The organism is Pseudomonas sp. Irchel 3H9 (genome assembly GCF_900187495.1).
Taxonomy (GTDB): Bacteria; Pseudomonadota; Gammaproteobacteria; order Pseudomonadales; family Pseudomonadaceae; genus Aquipseudomonas; species Aquipseudomonas sivasensis.
Map to the genome: position 1 here is coordinate 1,151,657 of NZ_FYDK01000001.1, position 17,811 is coordinate 1,169,467.

The 17,811-nt window shown below is 61.2% G+C and carries 17 protein-coding genes; 10 read left to right on the top strand and 7 right to left on the bottom strand.

All coding sequences use genetic code 11. The features are described 5' to 3' along the window. Positions 1-41 precede the first annotated feature (41 nt). From fabB to CKW32_RS05580, 5 genes are all read right to left on the bottom strand, one after another. Positions 42-1,262: a beta-ketoacyl-ACP synthase I gene (fabB, locus tag CKW32_RS05560; protein ID WP_012723103.1), complete on the bottom strand. Its 1,221-nt coding sequence runs from the start codon at positions 1,260-1,262 to the stop codon at positions 42-44. Positions 1,263-1,273: 11 nt separating this feature from the next. Continuing rightward, a complete protein-coding gene (gene fabA, locus CKW32_RS05565) occupies positions 1,274-1,789 on the bottom strand; it encodes a 3-hydroxyacyl-[acyl-carrier-protein] dehydratase FabA (RefSeq protein WP_010211704.1) in 516 nt (171 codons plus the stop codon). Between the two features lie 249 nt (positions 1,790-2,038). After that, positions 2,039-3,940, bottom strand: a complete 1,902-nt coding sequence (locus CKW32_RS05570) for an ATP-binding protein (protein WP_095184262.1) — start codon at positions 3,938-3,940, stop codon at positions 2,039-2,041. Beyond that, complete coding sequence (locus tag CKW32_RS05575; protein ID WP_095184263.1) at positions 3,937-4,866, bottom strand: ABC transporter substrate-binding protein; 930 nt, start codon at positions 4,864-4,866, stop codon at positions 3,937-3,939. The genes CKW32_RS05570 and CKW32_RS05575 overlap by 4 nt, the downstream gene beginning before the upstream one ends. A 1-nt stretch (position 4,867) precedes the next feature. Continuing rightward, on the bottom strand, positions 4,868-6,988 hold the full coding sequence (locus CKW32_RS05580) for a TonB-dependent siderophore receptor (RefSeq protein ID WP_095184264.1): 2,121 nt from the start codon (positions 6,986-6,988) through the stop codon (positions 4,868-4,870). A 195-nt stretch (positions 6,989-7,183) separates the two neighbouring features. On the opposite strand from CKW32_RS05580, the gene CKW32_RS05585 reads away from it, so the two are divergent. From CKW32_RS05585 to CKW32_RS05625, 9 genes are all read left to right on the top strand, one after another. Beyond that, positions 7,184-8,209 (top strand): NAD(P)H-dependent glycerol-3-phosphate dehydrogenase, encoded by a 1,026-nt coding sequence (locus CKW32_RS05585; RefSeq protein ID WP_032889192.1) that lies wholly within the window; start codon positions 7,184-7,186, stop codon positions 8,207-8,209. Positions 8,210-8,219: 10 nt separating this feature from the next. Continuing rightward, complete coding sequence (locus CKW32_RS05590; RefSeq protein ID WP_029292722.1) at positions 8,220-8,567, top strand: DUF4389 domain-containing protein; 348 nt, start codon at positions 8,220-8,222, stop codon at positions 8,565-8,567. Further along, positions 8,564-9,013 carry a phosphohistidine phosphatase SixA gene (sixA, locus tag CKW32_RS05595; RefSeq protein ID WP_095184265.1) on the top strand — a complete coding sequence of 150 codons (450 nt, stop codon included), beginning with the start codon at positions 8,564-8,566 and terminating at the stop codon, positions 9,011-9,013. Before CKW32_RS05590 ends, sixA begins: the two co-directional genes overlap by 4 nt. An 85-nt stretch (positions 9,014-9,098) precedes the next feature. After that, entirely contained in the window at positions 9,099-10,748 is a 1,650-nt protein-coding gene (locus tag CKW32_RS05600; protein WP_095184266.1) for an AMP-binding protein, read from the top strand. A 30-nt stretch (positions 10,749-10,778) separates the two neighbouring features. Then, positions 10,779-11,222: a hotdog fold thioesterase gene (locus CKW32_RS05605; protein ID WP_032889200.1), complete on the top strand. Its 444-nt coding sequence runs from the start codon at positions 10,779-10,781 to the stop codon at positions 11,220-11,222. Positions 11,223-11,319: 97 nt separating this feature from the next. Continuing rightward, entirely contained in the window at positions 11,320-12,123 is an 804-nt protein-coding gene (locus CKW32_RS05610; RefSeq protein ID WP_095184267.1) for an alpha/beta fold hydrolase, read from the top strand. Continuing rightward, positions 12,120-12,974, top strand: a complete 855-nt coding sequence (locus tag CKW32_RS05615) for an alpha/beta hydrolase (RefSeq protein WP_032889206.1) — start codon at positions 12,120-12,122, stop codon at positions 12,972-12,974. The genes CKW32_RS05610 and CKW32_RS05615 overlap by 4 nt, the downstream gene beginning before the upstream one ends. A 102-nt stretch (positions 12,975-13,076) precedes the next feature. Further along, on the top strand, positions 13,077-13,895 hold the full coding sequence (locus CKW32_RS05620) for a DUF4892 domain-containing protein (protein WP_095184268.1): 819 nt from the start codon (positions 13,077-13,079) through the stop codon (positions 13,893-13,895). A gap of 72 nt (positions 13,896-13,967) precedes the next feature. Then, complete coding sequence (locus tag CKW32_RS05625; protein WP_032889210.1) at positions 13,968-15,029, top strand: AI-2E family transporter; 1,062 nt, start codon at positions 13,968-13,970, stop codon at positions 15,027-15,029. Here the strand turns inward: CKW32_RS05625 and CKW32_RS05630 are convergent. Next, positions 15,026-16,063: a HAMP domain-containing sensor histidine kinase gene (locus CKW32_RS05630; RefSeq protein ID WP_095184269.1), complete on the bottom strand. Its 1,038-nt coding sequence runs from the start codon at positions 16,061-16,063 to the stop codon at positions 15,026-15,028. The two genes, CKW32_RS05625 and CKW32_RS05630, sit on opposite strands and share 4 nt — an antisense overlap. Then, entirely contained in the window at positions 16,063-16,827 is a 765-nt protein-coding gene (locus CKW32_RS05635; protein ID WP_095184333.1) for a response regulator, read from the bottom strand. Before CKW32_RS05635 ends, CKW32_RS05630 begins: the two co-directional genes overlap by 1 nt. Positions 16,828-17,086: 259 nt before the next feature. On the opposite strand from CKW32_RS05635, the gene pyrF reads away from it, so the two are divergent. Next, on the top strand, positions 17,087-17,785 hold the full coding sequence (gene pyrF, locus CKW32_RS05640) for an orotidine-5'-phosphate decarboxylase (RefSeq protein WP_017734306.1): 699 nt from the start codon (positions 17,087-17,089) through the stop codon (positions 17,783-17,785). Positions 17,786-17,811: the final 26 nt, after the last annotated feature.

Genomic DNA, 17,811 nt, shown 5'->3' on the forward strand with positions numbered 1-17,811 from the left:
CGAACCAGTCGGGGCTTTTTCAGTGGATCAAGCTACAGGTCTTACTTACCCTGCCAGCGCTTCAGTACCAAGGTGGCGTTAGTGCCACCGAAGCCGAAGCTGTTGCTCATCACTGTGTCGATCTTGGCGTTTTCAACGGTCTTGGTCAGGATCGGCATATCGGCGACGACCGGGTCGATCTCGTCGATGTTGGCCGAACCGGCCATGAAGTTGCCTTCCATCATCAGCAGGCAGTAGATCGCTTCGTGAACGCCAGCGGCGCCCAAGGAGTGACCCGACAGGCTCTTGGTGGAGCTGATGGCCGGAGCCTTGTCGCCGAATACCGCACGTACACCTTCCATTTCCTTGGCGTCGCCGACCGGAGTCGAGGTGCCGTGGGTGTTCAGGTAGTCGATTGGGGTATCTACAGTGGACATGGCCATCTGCATGCAGCGGATAGCGCCTTCACCGCTCGGGGCAACCATGTCGTAGCCGTCGGACGTCGCGCCGTAGCCAACGATTTCCGCGTAGATCTTGGCACCACGGGCCAGAGCGTGTTCCAGCTCCTCGACCACCACCATGCCGCCACCGCCGGCGATGACGAAGCCGTCACGCTTGGCGTCGTAGGCGCGGGAGGCCTTTTCCGGGGTTTCGTTGTACTGGGTGGACAGCGCGCCCATGGCGTCGAACAGGAACGACTGGCTCCAATGTTCTTCTTCACCGCCGCCGGCGAACACGATGTCCTGCTTGCCCAGCTGGATCTGCTCTACCGCAGTACCGATGCAGTGAGCACTGGTGGCGCAGGCGGAGGAGATCGAGTAGTTCACGCCCTTAATGGCGAACGGTGTAGCCAGGCAGGCCGAAACGGTGCTGCCCATGGTCCGCGTTACACGGTACGGGCCAACGCGCTTCACGCCTTTCTCGCGCAGGATGTCCAGCGCTTCCATTTGGTTCAGGGTGGATGCGCCGCCCGAACCGGCGATCAGGCCGGTGCGTACGTTCGATACCTGGTCTTCGCTCAGGCCGGAGTCGGCGATGGCATCTTTCATGGCCAAATAGGCGTAGGCGGCAGCGTGGCCAACGAAGCGATAGATCTTGCGATCGATCAGTTCTTCGAGGGGCAGGTCGATGGAGCCGGAAACCTGGCTACGCAGACCCATTTCGGCATATTCCGGGTTGAAGCGGATGCCAGGGCGACTTGCACGCAGGTTAGCGGTGACGGTCTCTTTGTCATTGCCCAGGCAAGAAACGATGCCCAGACCAGTGATAACGACGCGGCGCATGCGGATAACCCTTAAAAGTTGTCAGTGGAAGTGAATACGCCGACCCGAAGGCCTTCGGCAGTATAGATCTCGCGACCGTCGACGCTCACCGAACCATCGGCGATGGCCAGGTTCAGCTTGCCCTTGAGGACGCGCTTGATCTGAATGTTGTAGGTGACTTTCTTGGCGGTCGGCAGGACCTGGCCAAAGAACTTCACTTCGCCCGAACCCAGGGCGCGGCCGCGGCCTGGCAAACCCTGCCAGCCGAGGAAGAAGCCGACCAGTTGCCACATGGCGTCGAGGCCCAGGCAACCTGGCATCACAGGGTCGCCTTCGAAATGGCAGGCGAAGAACCACAGGTCCGGGGTGATATCCAGCTCGGCGACCAATTCACCTTTGCCGTACTTGCCACCCTCTTCACTGATATGGGTGATGCGATCCACCATCAGCATGTTCGGGGCGGGCAGTTGCGCGTTACCTGGGCCGAACAGCTCACCGCGACTGCAGCGCAGCAGGTCTTCCCGAGTAAAGGCGTTTTGTTTGGTCATGCGAGCTCCTCAATAATCCCATGCGGCAGGGTAGGGCAAATCTTCCCGAACCGAATGAAGCGTTCATGCCTCATGTCGGCAGCCTACACATAGACTATTGCGTTGTAGTGAAAGTCACAGCGTTAGGCACTGAATGTACACTTGTTCACTGAAATTTTAAACCGGGCCCGTTCGAGGGGCCCGTTCGGGTGCCTAAGACTGCCGCACTTTCGTCTTTCACGCCAGTCGGACTTGGTTGATGGCGCACCGCTATTGCACCCAACGCTGCAGGATTTGCTGTAAATCCGTACGTTTGAACGGCTTGGCCAGGTAATCGTTCATGCCCGCCGCCAGGCAGGCTTCGCGGTCGCCCTGCAAGGCGTTGGCGGTGAGAGCGATGATTGGCAGGTCGGCACACCCTGGCAACTGGCGAATCTGCCGGGTGGCTTCGTAGCCATCAATCAGCGGCAGTCGGCAATCCATCAGGATCGCCGTGAAAATTAGGCTCTCGGCACTGCGGATCGCTTCGGCACCGTCAGTTGCCAGGCTCACTTCGAACCCCAGGCTGCGCAGCATCGCTTCCACCACGGTGCGGTTGACCGGATTGTCCTCCACCAGCAACACATGGCGGCCATCACCAGCACTGTGTTTGCCCTCAGCATTCTGGGCCACCGCGGGCAGGCTTTGTTGATCCAGCGCCAGTGGAATTTCCAGGGTAAACACCGAGCCACGGCCTTCTTCGCTCTGAGCGCGGAGGGTGCCGCCCATGCGCTCGGCCAGGGTGCGGGCGATGGGAAGTCCCAGCCCGGTGCCGCCGTAACGTCTTGAAATGGAACTGTCGGCCTGCTGGAACGCATCGAACATCAATTCCAGGCGTTCCGTGGAAATCCCGATGCCACTGTCACGCACGGTGCAGGTGAACCACACAAGCTCATGGTCGAGGGTTTGCCAATGGGGTTCGACGCTCACGCTGCCGTGCTCGGTGAACTTCAAGGCATTGCCGATCAGGTTCACCAGAATCTGGCGGATCCGCGTCGGATCCCCCTGCACTCGGAGTGCATCCATGCCCGGCGGGATCGGCAGCTTGAGCACCAGCCCACGCTGCTGCGCGCTGTGCTGGAAGGCCTGGGCGCAACTGTTGATCAGGTCGGCCAGGTTGAACGAAATATGTTCCAGCTCCAGGGCCTCGCGTTCGATGCGCGAGAAGTCGAGGATATCGTTGATCACCTTGAGCAGATGCTCGGTGGACTCGGAGGCCAGCGCCGCGTATTCAGTCTGCTCCTCGGTCATCTCGGTGGTTTCCAGCAGTTGCAGCATGCCCAGTACTCCGTTCATCGGCGTGCGCAGTTCGTGGCTCATCATCGCCAGGAAGTCTGACTTCGCATTGTTGGCACGCTCGGCTTCTTCACGGGTCTGGATCAGTTGCGCCATGGCCTGCTGCTGTTCACGACTGGCCTGGTTGAGGCCTTCGGCCAAATTGTTGATGTGCCTCGAAAGGTCGCCCAGCTCTGAATCATCCACAATCGGCAGTGGCGTCTTGTAGTCGCCTTGCTGGATCGCCTTGACGGCATTGCCCATGGCGCTGATCGGTTGCGACAGGCTGGCGGCCAGGCGCCTGGCGAGCAAGAAGGTAAACAGCAGGGCGAACAACGCCAGGATGCCCGCCTTGAACAGAATCTCCTGTTGGCGCTGGCTGAAGGCGTCATTGGACATGCCGACAATCACCCGTCCCAGGTAATCCGCGCGCGGCGCCTTGGATTCGTTGAGGTTGTCCTCGAAAAAGTCGTTGCCCAGCTGGATATGTTGCAGGCGGATCGGCGCCTGGAAGACTTTCACCGACAGCGAGCGGTCGTGTTTCTCCGACGGCTGCTCGACGTACACCAGAATGTTTTCGCTGCTGTCCTGAATCTCCAGGAAGCGCACATGGGGCGTGGCCAATGTCGCGCGCAGCAGGCTATCAAGCACATCGTTGTTGCCTGAGATCACGCCGTATTCGGTGGCGGGCGCGAGCTGGTTGGCGATCAGTTGGCCCGTGTGGTCCAGTTCCTGGCGCAGGTCCTGGATACGCACGAAAGTGAAAAAGCTAATCAGCAGCAACGTCAGCAACAGTGCCGGACCCAGGGTGATGAGCTGGGTGCGTGTGTTGATGTCCCAACGACGACGCAAGGTCATGGGCGTTTTTCTCCTTCTGCCAATCGGGCGGCGACTCTGGCTTCGTCCACCTGTTCAATGCCCAGTGAGCGCGCGACCTGCGGGTTGCCCAAGACTTTGAAATGTTCTGGATACAGTGATCGTGGCCAACTGGCCGGCGGCTGGTCCAGCAAGCGGTCGAGTACCGCCAGCCAGTCGGTCTGGTCGCTGTAGGTGCTGGCCAGGCTGCCGGCGCGCACAAACCCGGCATTCGGGCCCACCAGCGGTAATTGCTGGGCGTAGCTGCTCAGCAGCAGGTTTTTCACGGTCTTCGGGTTGTACAGTTGCGGGTCGTCGAGGCCCAGCAGTACGTGGCTGCTCCTGAACAGGTTTTGCAGTGGGCGGCTGTCGTTTGTGTTGTCCCAGCGCTGAGGTTCGATGATCAGCTCCAGCGCTTCTGCATAGCGGCGTAGCTCGGGCAGCAGGAATTCGCTCTCGGTGCTGTAGAGCACACCGATGCGCTGCGCCTGGGGCAGGATGCTGGTGATCAGGCGCAGTTGGCGTTCCAGCGGTGGGTCGCTCCACAACAGGCTGATCCGCGCGTGCCGCGAGGCCTCCGGACGTTGGTGGGCTTGTAGCCGACTGATGCGCATCACCAGGGTCGGCGGGCCTTGTAGGTCCTGCAGACGCCAGTCCAGACCAGGCAGGTCCAGCAGGATCAAGCGCGTGCTGGAGGGCAAGCGGCTGGGCGCGGGCAAGTCCTTGAGAGGGGTGAAAGTAACGTGGTCTTCGGGGCGTTGCTGGGCCAGGGCCCGGGCAAAGGCTTGCACGCCTGCACCGTCTTCGTCTGCGGTCAGCAGGATTTCGGCGCTCCACGCCGGTGCCGCCAGCAACAGGCAGGCCAGCAGCACGGCGCGTCGGCAGCACTTATAGATAAAGAAGCGGGTCATCCGTGACGAGTCGCCCATGTCAGAACTCTAGCTCCGCGCTGAAGTAGAGGACATGGCGATGGTCGTAAGTGTTGTCGGCCCAAGTGGTGGGCTGGTTATCGAGGCGTTCTTGCAGCATGCCGGCCAGCTCCACGTTGGCGTTGCCCAGGGCAATGCGCTTGGCCACCCGCAGGTCGACCCGTTCGAAGCGATATTGGTTGAGTGCGTCATCGCCATAGTAGAACAGCGCGCTGGACCAGCCGCGGCCCCATTCGCGCAACCAGCCGGCGGAGCCACTGTTGCGCGCCGTCTGGGCTTTGTCCAGAGGGTTGCTGGTGGCGGCGTCGACGTAAGCATAGGTCAGCCGCAGGCGATCGGCGCTGCTCACCCGCCAATCGAATTGCGACTCGGCCCCGGTAAACCGCGAACTGTTGGCGTTGCTGGCGATGTACTGGTTGTTGCGCAGGGGCGAGCTGATCATGTCGGTGATTTCGTCATAGAACAGTTTCACGTCCATGGTCAGCCCGAGATCGGCAAAGAACCCGTTGTATCCCAGTTCCCGCGAGCGCATCAGCTCCTTGTCCAAATTGCCCGGGCCCCGGGTCTTCACGAAGTACTGCCCGGAGTTCTGCCCGTAGGCCGGGGAGCTGAGGTTGGTGACGCGATAGCTCCAGTTGACGTTGTTCTCGAACATGTCCGGTGAACGGATGGCTTCGGAATACACCGCGCGCAGGCCGTGGCGCGGGTTGATCAAATAGTTTACCGCCACTCTTGGCGTAAGTGAGTGGCCACTCAGTTGTGTGTCTTCGAACATCGCGCCGCCCTGGAGCAGCCAGTGCTCGCTGGCGCGCCATTCCAACTGGCCGAACAGGCGCCAGGTGGTGTCGTCCAGGGTGCCGTTGAAGTAGGTGTCGGAATCGGCGCGGTCGTAGCGGTAGTTCATGCCGCTGACCAGGCGCAGGCTGTCGGACAGGCTGAGGGTGTCTTGAATCTCCAGGTCGTAACGGCTTTCGCGCGTGCTCTGGTCGATGTCACCGCACACACTCTGGTTCGCGCCGTTACGCCATTGGTCCAGCACCTGATTGGCCAGGGCTTGCTCGGCGGCACTGCCCGGCGGTGCGGTGCCTTGGCTGTAGGTGTCCATGTGCCGGGCCAGCAGTTCGGCGTAATTCGGGTTCAATTGCCACAATTGGGTCAGCTCGGGGCTGAACGAGACCTTGGCGTCGCAGGCCTTCCAAATTTGCCGGCGATTCCACTGCTGGGCCGAGCCTTGGATATACAGGCTGTGCTCGGGATTTAAGTCGATGTTCCAGCGCAGGGAGCCGGCGTAGTCCTTGGCCGCGACGTCGGAGTTGTTACCGCCTTCGGTAATCCCGGCAAATACTGGGGTGTAGGTATACGGACGCTGATTGGTGCCTTCCTTGGCATCCAGTTGCCAGTCGATGCTCTGCTGCGCGTTCAACGTCTGGCTCATTGCCAGGCTGAAGCGGTTGAGGCGGCGACTGTCGCGGCGATCAGCACCGGCGGCATCGCTGTCGAAGCCATCGTCCTGCTGCCCGGACAGGGACAGGCGCAAATCACCGGTTTCCCAGCCCACGCCCTGGCTGGCATAGAAGTCGTTGATCCCACGTTCGCCCCGAATCACCTTTACCCGTGAGCCGTGGCTGTTAGCCGGTGACCGCGTAAGGATATTGACCACCGCCATCAACGCATTGGCGCCGTAGCTGACGGTGTTCGGGCCCCGGAAGACTTCGATACGCTCGATATCCTCCATGGCCACAGGAATATCGCTCCAGTCCACCGTGGCGAGGCCGGCGCGGTATACCGAACGCCCGTCGATCAACACCTGCATGCGCCGCGCATCGTTGGCACTGGTGCCGTGGTAGTTCACTGCAGCCTGGTTGCCGGTGGTGTAGCCGACCATCATTCCCGGCACCAGGCGTAGCAGTTCGCTGATGTCCCGTGCGCCGCTGGCTTTGATCAGCTCGCTATCGATTACGGTCATGCTGCCGGGTACGGCGGCGGCCGATTGCTTGAGGCGTGTGGCGGTCAATACCTGCGGCAGCGGCTGGCTGTCGAGGAACAGATCGTCAGCCAGCACTGATGTACTGCACAACAGCAATAGCAGTAGAGACGAATGGGAAGAAGGGCCCAAATACACGACACGGCCTTGATAATGACGGATAGCCGCCCATGTTAACTGAGGCTGGAGTATTTGCCAGTCAGTGCCTTTGCAATTACGTCACACGAGTAGGGCATTTTCCCACAGACGCACGAATTGAAACGGGGGCTGGCCGCAAGCGGGTCGCTCCGTATAATGCCGCCATCGCCACTGGTATGGATTAACGGATTGCATATGACTGAGCAGCGCCCTATTGCGGTCCTGGGAGGCGGGAGTTTTGGTACCGCCGTGGCTAACCTGCTGGCCGAGAACGGTCACGCGGTGCGTCAGTGGATGCGCGATCCTGAGCAGGCCGAGGCCATCCGCGTGCATCGGGAAAACCCTCGTTACCTCAAAGGCATCAAGATTCATCCGGCGGTCGAGCCGGTCACCGATCTGTTGGCTACCCTGACGGACTGCGATCTGTGCTTTGTCGCGCTGCCCTCCAGCGCCTTGCGCTCGGTATTGGCGCCCCATGCCGAACGTCTGGCAGGCAAGATGCTGGTCAGCCTGACCAAGGGCATCGAGGCGCAAACCTTCAAGTTGATGAGCGAAATCCTTGAAGAAATCGCGCCCCAGGCACGTATTGGCGTGTTGTCCGGGCCGAATCTCGCGCGGGAAGTCGCCGAGCACGCGCTCACCGCCACTGTGGTCGCCAGCGAAGACGAAGCCCTGTGCGAACGTGTCCAGGCGGTGCTGCATGGCCGTACTTTCCGCGTGTATGCCAGTAGTGATCGTTTCGGCGTCGAGTTGGGCGGTGCGCTCAAGAACGTCTACGCCATCATCGCCGGTATGGCAGTGGCGCTGGGCATGGGCGAAAACACCAAGAGCATGCTGATCACCCGTGCACTGGCGGAAATGACGCGCTTTGCGGTGAACCAAGGCGCCAACCCGATGACATTCCTCGGCCTTGCAGGCGTCGGCGACCTGATCGTTACGTGTTCGTCGCCGAAAAGTCGCAACTACCAGGTGGGTTTCGCCCTAGGCCAGGGGCTGAGCCTCGAAGACGCGGTGACGCGTCTGGGTGAAGTGGCCGAAGGCGTCAACACCCTCAAGGTACTGAAAGCCAAGGCCCAGGAAGTGGGCGTGTACATGCCGCTGGTCGCGGGGTTGCACGCGATCCTGTTTGAAGGGCGCACTTTGAACCAGGTTATAGAGTTGCTGATGCGCGCCGAGCCGAAAACCGATGTCGACTTTATTTCCACCAGTGGTTTCAACTGAGGAACGCGTCATGAACGATCCGAAAGCAGCCCCCAAGTACGAATCCATTGTCCTGCGCATCCTGTGGATGCTGGTGTTTGCCCTGGTGTGGCAAGTGGCGCAATTCATTCTCGGCGCGTTGGTCGTGGTGCAACTGATCTATCGACTGATCTACGGCGCGCCGAACCTGGGCCTGATGAATTTTGGCGACAGCCTCAGCCAGTTCCTGGCGCAGATCGGCCGTTTCGGCAGCTTCCATAGCGAGCAGAAGCCTTGGCCGTTTGCCGACTGGCCAACCCCGCGCGCGCCCGAGGGCGAAGCCGCCCACAGCGTACCGCCGGCGCCGCACCCTGTGCGCGATGAAGAGCCGAAACTGTGAAACTATGGATTTTGCGCCACGGCGAGGCAGAAGGGCATGCCCGCACAGACGCCGAACGTAACCTTACTGAGCATGGCCGTGGCGAAGTGTTGCGCAGTGCCGCGCATCTGATTGGCCAACCGCTCAGCGCCATTATCGCCAGCCCCTATGTGCGGGCGCAGCAAACCGCGCAATTGGTACGCGACGTGTTGGGGTTCGAGCCAGAAGTCCGCACCGTGTCTTGGCTGACACCGGAGGGCAACCCACTGCAGGTGCTGGAACAGCTCGACACGGATGACAATGTGCTGCTGGTCAGTCATCAGCCCTTGGTCGGCAGCTTGATCAGCTTTTTGCAGCACGGCCATCAGCGCCAGCCAGAGCCGATGTATACCGCCAGCCTGGCGGAATTGGAGGGCGACTTCCCGCTGGCCGGGTTGATGAGCCTGGTAAGTGTGAAGAACCCGTAGGCAATACCCCTGCTTTGTGTGTGCTATACAGTCAACCAAGCAAGTGCTTGGTTGGCTATGATCGGACCACAAAGGAGCGCGTCCCATGCCCGTCGCTGTTCGTTTGCCGTTGCAGCTCTTCTTCGAACGTGAAGCGCGACACCCGCGCCAGGCTTATCTGGTTCAACCCGTTGGCGGGGGCGAGGTGCAGACCCTCACCTGGGGCGACGTTGGCCAACAGGCTCGTCGCGCTGCGCACTGGCTGCGCGCCAGGGAGCTTCCTCAGGGCTCGCACATTGCCCTGATCTCGAAAAACTGCGCCCACTGGATCATCGCCGATCTGGCAATCTGGATGGCGGGGCATGTTTCGGTCCCTCTTTACCCCAATCTCACCGCCGATTCCGTTGGTCACGTACTCACTCATTCCGAGGCGGCGCTGGTGTTTGTCGGCAAGCTCGATGATTGGCCTGCCATGGCCCCCGGCGTTCCGGACGGTGTTCCTACCATCAGCCTGCCGCTGTGCCCACCCGGCGCGTTCGACTTCACGTGGGCAGACCTGCAAACCTGCTCACCGATCCAGGACAGCCCCACACCCGTTGCCTCTGAACTGGCTACTGTCATCTACACGTCTGGCACCACGGGCTTGCCCAAGGGCGTGATGCACAGCTTCGGCACCCTGGGGTTTGCCGCCACACACGGTACTGAGTTGTTTGGCCTGGGGGAGGGCGACCGGCTGCTGTCGTACCTGCCGCTGTGCCATGTGGCTGAGCGGATGTTTGTAGAGATGGCCTCAATCTACACCGGGCAAACGGTATTTTTCGCCGAGAGCCTGGATACCTTTCTGACGGATTTGCGCAGGGCGAGGCCTACAGCGCTGTTTGGTGTGCCGCGTATCTGGACCAAATTCCAGCTGGGTGTTTACAGCAAAATCCCGGAAAAGCGCCTGGACACCCTGCTGCGGCTGCCGTTTATCGGCAAGCGCGTAGGCCGCAAGGTGCTCGCCGGCCTCGGATTGGATGCACTGCGAATTGCGTTGTCCGGTGCCGCGCCGGTTCCCGAGGCGTTGCTGCGATGGTATCAACGCCTGGGCCTGGATGTGCTGGAGGTGTATGGCATGACCGAGAGCTGCGGCTATTCCCATGTGTGTCGTCCCGGCCAGCAGACAATCGGCTGGATCGGCCTGCCGTGCCCCGGTGTGGAAGTGCGCATCGATGCGTCGGGTGAGGTGCAGGTGCGCAGCGGCGCGACCATGCTCGGCTATTTCAAGGATCCTGGAAAAACCGCTGAAACCCTTACTGGGGACGGCTTCCTGCGCACGGGCGATAAAGGTGAGCAGGACGCTGAGGGTCGCCTGCGCTTGACCGGACGCCTCAAGGAGATCTTCAAGACCAGCAAGGGCAAATACGTGGCTCCGGCGCCGATTGAGAACCGTCTGGCGGAGCACGCGCGCATCGAACAAGTCTGCGTGGTGGGCGATGGCCTTGGCGCGCCAATCGGTTTGTGTGTGCTGTCAGCGCAGGACCAGGACCGGCAAGCGCTTGGCGCCAGCCTCGAACGCTGGCTGGAGCAGGTCAACCAGACGCTGGATAAACATGAGCGTTTGCGCCGTTTGGTGGTGGTCAAGGACAACTGGGCGGTGGAGAACGGCTTTCTGACCCCGACCTTGAAGATCAAGCGCAACGTGATCGAATCGACTTACGGTCCACAGTTTCAGGACTGGAGCGAGCGTTCCGAGGCGGTTGTGTGGCAGGATTAGGGTCATCATAAAACCAACAAGGACAACCGCATGAGCCTGTGGCGTACCCAACCGAATATCGAACAACTCAACGCCATCCAGAAAAACACCATCGGTGAACTGCTGGATATTCGCTTTGAAAGCTTCGACGACGAATCCCTGACCGCCAGCATGGTGGTTGATCATCGCACCCATCAACCTTACGGCCTGCTGCACGGCGGCGCTTCGGTGGTGCTGGCCGAAAGCGTTGGCTCTATGGCGGCTTACCTGTGCGTCGACGCCAGCAAGTTCTATTGCGTGGGCCTGGAGGTCAACGCCAATCACCTGCGTGGCGTGCGCAGTGGGCGAGTGACTGCGGTGGCCAGGGCGATCCATATCGGGCGCACCACCCAGGTGTGGGATATCCGCCTGACCACGGAAGATGGCAAGGCCAGCTGCGTTTCACGTCTGACCATGGCCGTGGTTCCGCTGGGCGAGAACCCGCCGGCACGATAGGCGTGGCGTGAGTGTCATCATTCCTGGCAGTTACAGTCATTGCTGTACTGCCCAGGCATGGTGACAATCAATTTCTGTTTTTGTAGATGGGTCCGGTATGTCGCAGCATGTGTTTTTTACTCACGCCAATGGCTTCCCTTCGGCCACCTACGGCAAGCTGTTTGCCGCCTTGGCGCCGGAGTACGCAGTGGCTCACCTGCCGCAGCACGGTCACGACCCCAGGTTCCCGGTGGATGATAACTGGCAGAATCTGGTGGACGAGTTGATCCACCATCTGGAGCAGCAGCCGGAGCCGGTATGGGGTGTGGGCCACTCTCTGGGCGGTGTGTTGCATTTGCACGCCGCCATGCGTTGCCCACAGTTCTATCGCGGCGTGGTGATGCTCGATTCGCCAGTGCTGACCCGCGCGGACCGCTGGGTGATCCGCGCCGCCAAGCGTTTCGGCTTTATCGATCGCCTGACCCCGGCCGGCCGCACGCTGGGCCGTCGTGAAGAGTTCAGCGACATCGACGCTGCGCGTAGTTACTTCGCTGGCAAGACCCTGTTCCGTGGCTTCGACCCGGAATGTTTCGACGCGTACTTGCAACACGGGCTTTACCAGGCGGGTGATCGTCTGCGCCTGCGCTTCGACCCAGCCACCGAAATCAGCATCTACCGTGGCGTACCCCACACCATCCCCGGCCAGGTGCGCCAACTGAAGGTGCCGCTGGCAGTGGTGCGTGGCCGCCAGAGCCGGGTAGTGATGCGTCACCACGCCAGCGGGGTCGACCGTCTGCCCATGGGTGAAATGCTCACCATGCCCGGTGGCCATATGTTCCCACTCGAACGCCCTCAGGACACCGCGACCTTGATCAAAACCCTGTTCACTCGCTGGGAAGCCCGTGAGCGCAGTTGCGCATGAGCACGCCGGTCGAAGAAGTGCGCCTGAGCCTGCCCCATATCGAATTGGCGGCCCATCTATTTGGCCCCGAGGATGGCTTGCCAGTGATTGCCCTACATGGCTGGCTGGACAATGCCAACAGCTTTGCGCGTCTGGCGCCCAAGCTTTCAGGGTTGCGTATCGTGGCCCTGGACATGGCGGGCCATGGGCATTCCGCGCATCGTCCTACGGGTGCCGGATATGCCTTGTGGGATTACGTCCACGATGTACTGCAAGTCGCCGAGCAACTGGGTTGGAAACGTTTTGCATTACTTGGCCACTCCCTGGGAGCCATCGTTTCCCTGGTACTGGCCGGCGCGTTGCCGGAGCGGGTAACGCACTTGGGTTTGATCGACGGCGTGATCCCACCCACCGCCAGTGGTGAGAACGCTGCGGAACGTTTGGGCATGGCATTGCAGGCGCAATTGAACCTGCAGGGCAAGCGCAAACCGGTCTACAGCACCCTGGATCTAGCGGTCGAAGCGCGCATGAAAGGCTTGGTCGCCGTCAGCCGTGAAGCCGCAGAGCTACTGGCCCAGCGCGGTTTGATGCCGGTGCCGGGTGGTTACACCTGGCGTACGGACAGTCGCCTCACCCTGGCTTCGCCGATGCGTCTGACCGATGAGCAGGCAATGGCCTTCGTGCGGCGAGTGGGTTGCCCTACGCAGTTGGTGGTTGCCGCCGACGGTATGTTGGCGAAACATCCTGACTTGCTTTCCCAGCTGCCCTTTGCGGTAACCACGCTGCCAGGCGGCCATCATTTGCACCTGAATGATGAGCCCGGCGCAGTCCTTGTTGCAGACTGTTTCAATCGGTTCTTCTCCGCGCCTTGACTTGGGGCGGTCAACTGCCGAGGCTGGGCAGATTGAAAGGGAGTCAACCATGAATGTTTTCAACACCGCTACGACCTCCAATGGCCAGGGCTTTTTGAGCTTATGAGCGTGCGTAACGGATGTATCCGTATCCTGGGGCTGAGCCTGCTCAGCCCAATGGTATTCGCCGCCGACCTGCCGGGCAGCCAGGACCTGCCCACCGTGGCCCGACAGGTCGACACACAAATTGTCGATTACCGTCCCGCCGAAGAAAAAGAACGCATCTACCCCATGGGTGCGATCCGCAAGATCAGTGGCCAACTGCGCTATGAAGGCCAGGCCACCGCCCGGGGCCAAACCACCGCCATCACCTATGAACTGCCCGCTGAACACAGCTCCAGCGCCGCGTTCACCGCGACCCGCGAAGCATTGCAGGCAAAGGGTGCACAGCTGTTGTTCTGGTGTAAGGCCCGCGACTGCGGCGAGAGCAGCCTGTGGGCCAATGAGGTGTTCGGCAACGCCAAGCTGGTCGGCGCCGATGGCCAGCAGGAATACCTGCTGTTGCGTCTGGCCGCACCGCAGGACAATTCCTTGGTGGCGTTGTACGGCATCACCCGAGGCAACCGCCGTGCCTATCTGCATGTGGAACAACTGGACGCCAGCGCACCGCTGGGTGACCTGCTGCCCACCTCCGCGACCCTCTTGCGCGAATTGAAAAGCACCGGCGAACTGGATTTCCCAGCGCTGGGCGCCGAGCCTGACGACACCTGGTTGACCCTCATCTCCCGTGGCTTGAACCTCGATACCACCCTGCGCGTCAGCTTGACCGGCACCCACGCCGAAGTCTGGCGCCAGGCTTTGGTCGAAAAAGGCGTGCGCGCTGCGCGCCTTGAAACCGGAACCGGTGAAACCAAAGGTCTGCACCTGCATCTGATACGCTGACCCATATAAGGCGAACGGACCCGAGCCGTTCGCCTAAGCTTTCTTCCTACAGCCTTTTTTCCGAGATACCCCATGCTCAATAACGATCGCCTGCTGGTGCAAATCCTGCTGCTGGTGCTCTTTGGTGCCAGTTTCTGGGTGATGGCGCCGTTCTGGTCGGCGCTGTTCTGGGGCGCAGTTCTGGCGTTCGCCAGTTGGCCACTGATGGTGCTGCTGACGCGCTGGTTGGGTGGCCGTGAATCCCTGGCTGCCGGCATCCTGACGCTGGGCTGGATGCTGTTGGTGGCGGTGCCGCTGGTGTGGCTGGGGTTCAACCTGGCGGACCATGTGCGCGATGCGGTGGCGTTGATCAAGGATATCCAGGTAGACGGGCTGCCCGAGGCACCGAACTGGCTGGGCTCAATTCCCTTTGTGGGTGAGCGATTGGTCGGGATGTGGAACAGCATTGACGAGCAGGGTGCGGCGCTGATGGTCAGCATCAAGCCGTACCTGGGCCAAGTGGGGAACTGGCTGCTGGCGCGCAGTGCACAGATCGGCGGCGGTATCCTTGAGCTGACACTGAGCCTGGTGTTCGTGTTCTTTTTCTATCGCGATGGGCCACGGTTGGCGATGTTCGTGCATCGCCTGTTGGAGCGCTTGATCGGTGATCGCGCCGGTTATTACATCGAACTGGTTGCAGGTACTGTTCAACGTGTCGTCAACGGCGTGATCGGCACCGCTGCTGCCCAGGCATTGCTGGCGCTGATCGGTTTCTGGATTGCCGGCGTGCCGGGCGCCCTGGTGCTGGGGATCGTGACCTTCCTGCTCAGCCTGATCCCCATGGGCCCGCCGCTGGTGTGGATCCCGGCCACGGCGTGGCTGGCTTGGAAGGGCGATTACACCTATGCGGTGTTCCTGGGCGTGTGGGGTACGTTCATCATCAGCGGCGTGGACAACGTGCTCAAGCCGTACCTGATCAGCCGTGGCGGCAATCTGCCGTTGGTGATCGTTTTGCTTGGGGTGTTCGGCGGCTTGATCGCATTTGGTTTTATCGGCCTGTTTATTGGCCCGACCTTGTTGGCCGTGGCTTACAGCCTGTTGATGGATTGGAGCGCGACACAAGCTCAAGGGCGACGCGAAGACAAGCCTCTTTAAGCCCTGGGCAACCACATCACTGCAGTTAAACCGCCGCCTGGGGTCTCCTCCAGGCTCAGGCGGCCGCCGAGGCGCTCAGCGGCATCCTTGGAAATCGTCATCCCCAGGCCTACGCCACCGGAATTGCGGTTGCGTGAGCCTTCCAGGCGGAAGAAGGGCTCAAACACCGCCTCGCGCATATCGGCGGCAATCCCAGGGCCGTGGTCGATCACGCGGATGATCAGGGCTTCGCGGCTGTCTTCAAGTTCAACACGCACCGTGCCGGCATAGCGCAAGGCATTGTCGATCAGGTTGTTCAAGCAGGAGCGCAGGGCCATCGGTTGCACCTGCAACGGAACGCAAGTGCCGGCGAATTGCACATCGGAGCCCTGGTCCTGGGCGTTTTCACTCAGTGATTCCACCAACGCCTGCACATCCAACCAATGCCGTGTTTCGCTGGTGCGTTGTTCATGCAGGTAGCTCAGGGTGGCGTCGAGCATGTTGATCATGTCGTCCAGATCCTGGCGCATCTGGCCCTGCAACTTCGTGTCGTCGATCTGTTCCAGGCGTAGCTTGAGGCGTGACAGCGGAGTGCGAAGGTCATGTGAGACGGCGCCGAGCATACGTGCGCGTTGGCTGACCTGTTCGCGGATACGCCGTTGCATCAGGTTGAAGGTCGATGCTGCTTTGCGCGCTTCCTGCGGACCGGACTCATCCAGCGGCGGGCTGTCGAGGTCCAGGCTCAGGCGCTCGGCCGCTTCGCTCAGACGCTGGATCGGCCGGCTCAGCAGCTTGGCGCCGTACCAGGCGGCAATGATCAGGCAGATGAACTGGAACGTCAGCGGGACCAGCGGGCCGCCAAACCACGGGCGGCGATGTTCCTTATGCCGTTGCGTCATAGTGCCATCAGGCTGTTCGACAAAGGCTTCCTGAGGCGGTGGCGGGGGAGGACCGTAATAACGAAACCAACAGATCGCCAGCACATGGGCCAGCACAATCGCCACCAGCAACACGCCGAACAGCCGACCAAACAGCGTATTGAAGGCGGCACGCATCAACCGATATCCCGCGCGTCAAACAGGTAGCCTTCGCCCCGCACAGTTTTGATCAACTGTGGTGCCTTGGGGTCATCCCCCAGTTTCTGACGCAGGCGCGACACCAGCAAGTCGATGCTGCGATCAAACGCTTCGATGGATCGCCCCCGAGCGGCATCCAGCAATTGCTCACGGCTCAACACCCGCCGCGGGCGCTCGATAAACACCCACAACAGACGAAACTCGGCGTTGGACAGCGGCACCACGAGGCCATCGTCCGCCACCAGTTGGCGCAACACGCTATTGAGGCGCCAGTTGTCGAAACGGATATTGGCGCGCTGTTCGGTGCGGTCATCACGTACTCGGCGCAGGATAGTCTGGATACGTGCCACCAGTTCGCGCGGTTCGAAAGGCTTGGACATGTAGTCGTCGGCGCCCAGTTCCAGACCGATGATGCGGTCGGTGGGTTCGCAGCGGGCGGTAAGCATCAGGATCGGTATATCCGACTCCGAGCGCAGCCAGCGGCACAGTGAAAGGCCGTCCTCGCCTGGCAGCATCAGGTCGAGCACCACCACGTCAAAGGTTTCGGCTTGCATGGCCAGGCGCATCGCGGCGCCGTCGGTGACGCCGGTGGCGAGGATATTGAAGCGTGCCAGGTAGTCGATCAGCAGTTCGCGAATCGGCACATCGTCGTCGACGATCAGCGCGCGGGTATTCCAGCGCTTGTCATCGGCGGTCACCGCGCCTTTTTGTTCGTCGTTCACTGGGACAAAAGGGGTCTGCATAGTGCGATCATCTGCCTGGTTGTTGCGGTCAGCATAGGCGCCCAGCCCCATGGCTGGAAGTGCTGGTCGTTGGGTCGTGCGGGCGAGGCTAGCGGTGGGGCGTGTTGGGGGCATGTCGTGAATGTATCAGCTTTGAAATATTTGCCCGAAAGGCCCGCCAAATGCCGGTTGGTCAGTATTTACCGATCATCGGATCCCGCAACGCCGCTGCTTGCGCTACAATCCGCGCCGATTTCGACTTGCCTGAGAGCCCATTCCAATGTCCGTCTGCCAGACTCCTATCATCGTCGCCCTGGATTACCCCACCCGTGACGCCGCACTGAAGCTGGCTGACCAGTTGGACCCCAAGCTTTGCAGGGTCAAGGTCGGCAAGGAACTGTTCACCAGCTGTGCCGCAGAAATCGTCGGCACCCTGCGTGACAAAGGCTTCGAAGTGTTCCTCGATCTGAAATTCCACGATATCCCGAATACCACCGCCATGGCGGTCAAGGCCGCCGCCGAAATGGGTGTGTGGATGGTCAACGTGCACTGCTCCGGCGGCCTGCGCATGATGACCGCCTGCCGCGAAGTGCTGGAACAGCGCAGCGGCCCTAAACCCCTGCTGATCGGTGTGACCGTGCTGACCAGCATGGAGCGCGAAGACCTGGCCGGTATCGGCCTGGACATCGAGCCTCAGGAGCAGGTACTGCGCCTGGCAGCCCTGGCCCAGAAAGCCGGCCTTGATGGCTTGGTGTGCTCGGCGCTGGAAGCCCAGGCCTTGAAGACCGCCCATCCGTCGTTGCAATTGGTGACCCCGGGGATCCGCCCGGCGGGCAGCGCCCAGGATGACCAGCGCCGTATCCTGACCCCGCGTCAGGCACTCGATGCAGGTTCTGACTACCTGGTGATCGGTCGCCCGATCAGCCAAGCGGCGGATCCGGCCAAGGCGTTGGCGGCGGTCGTTGCCGAGATCGCCTGATCCGAATGGGGAAGGGGCTTGCTGCA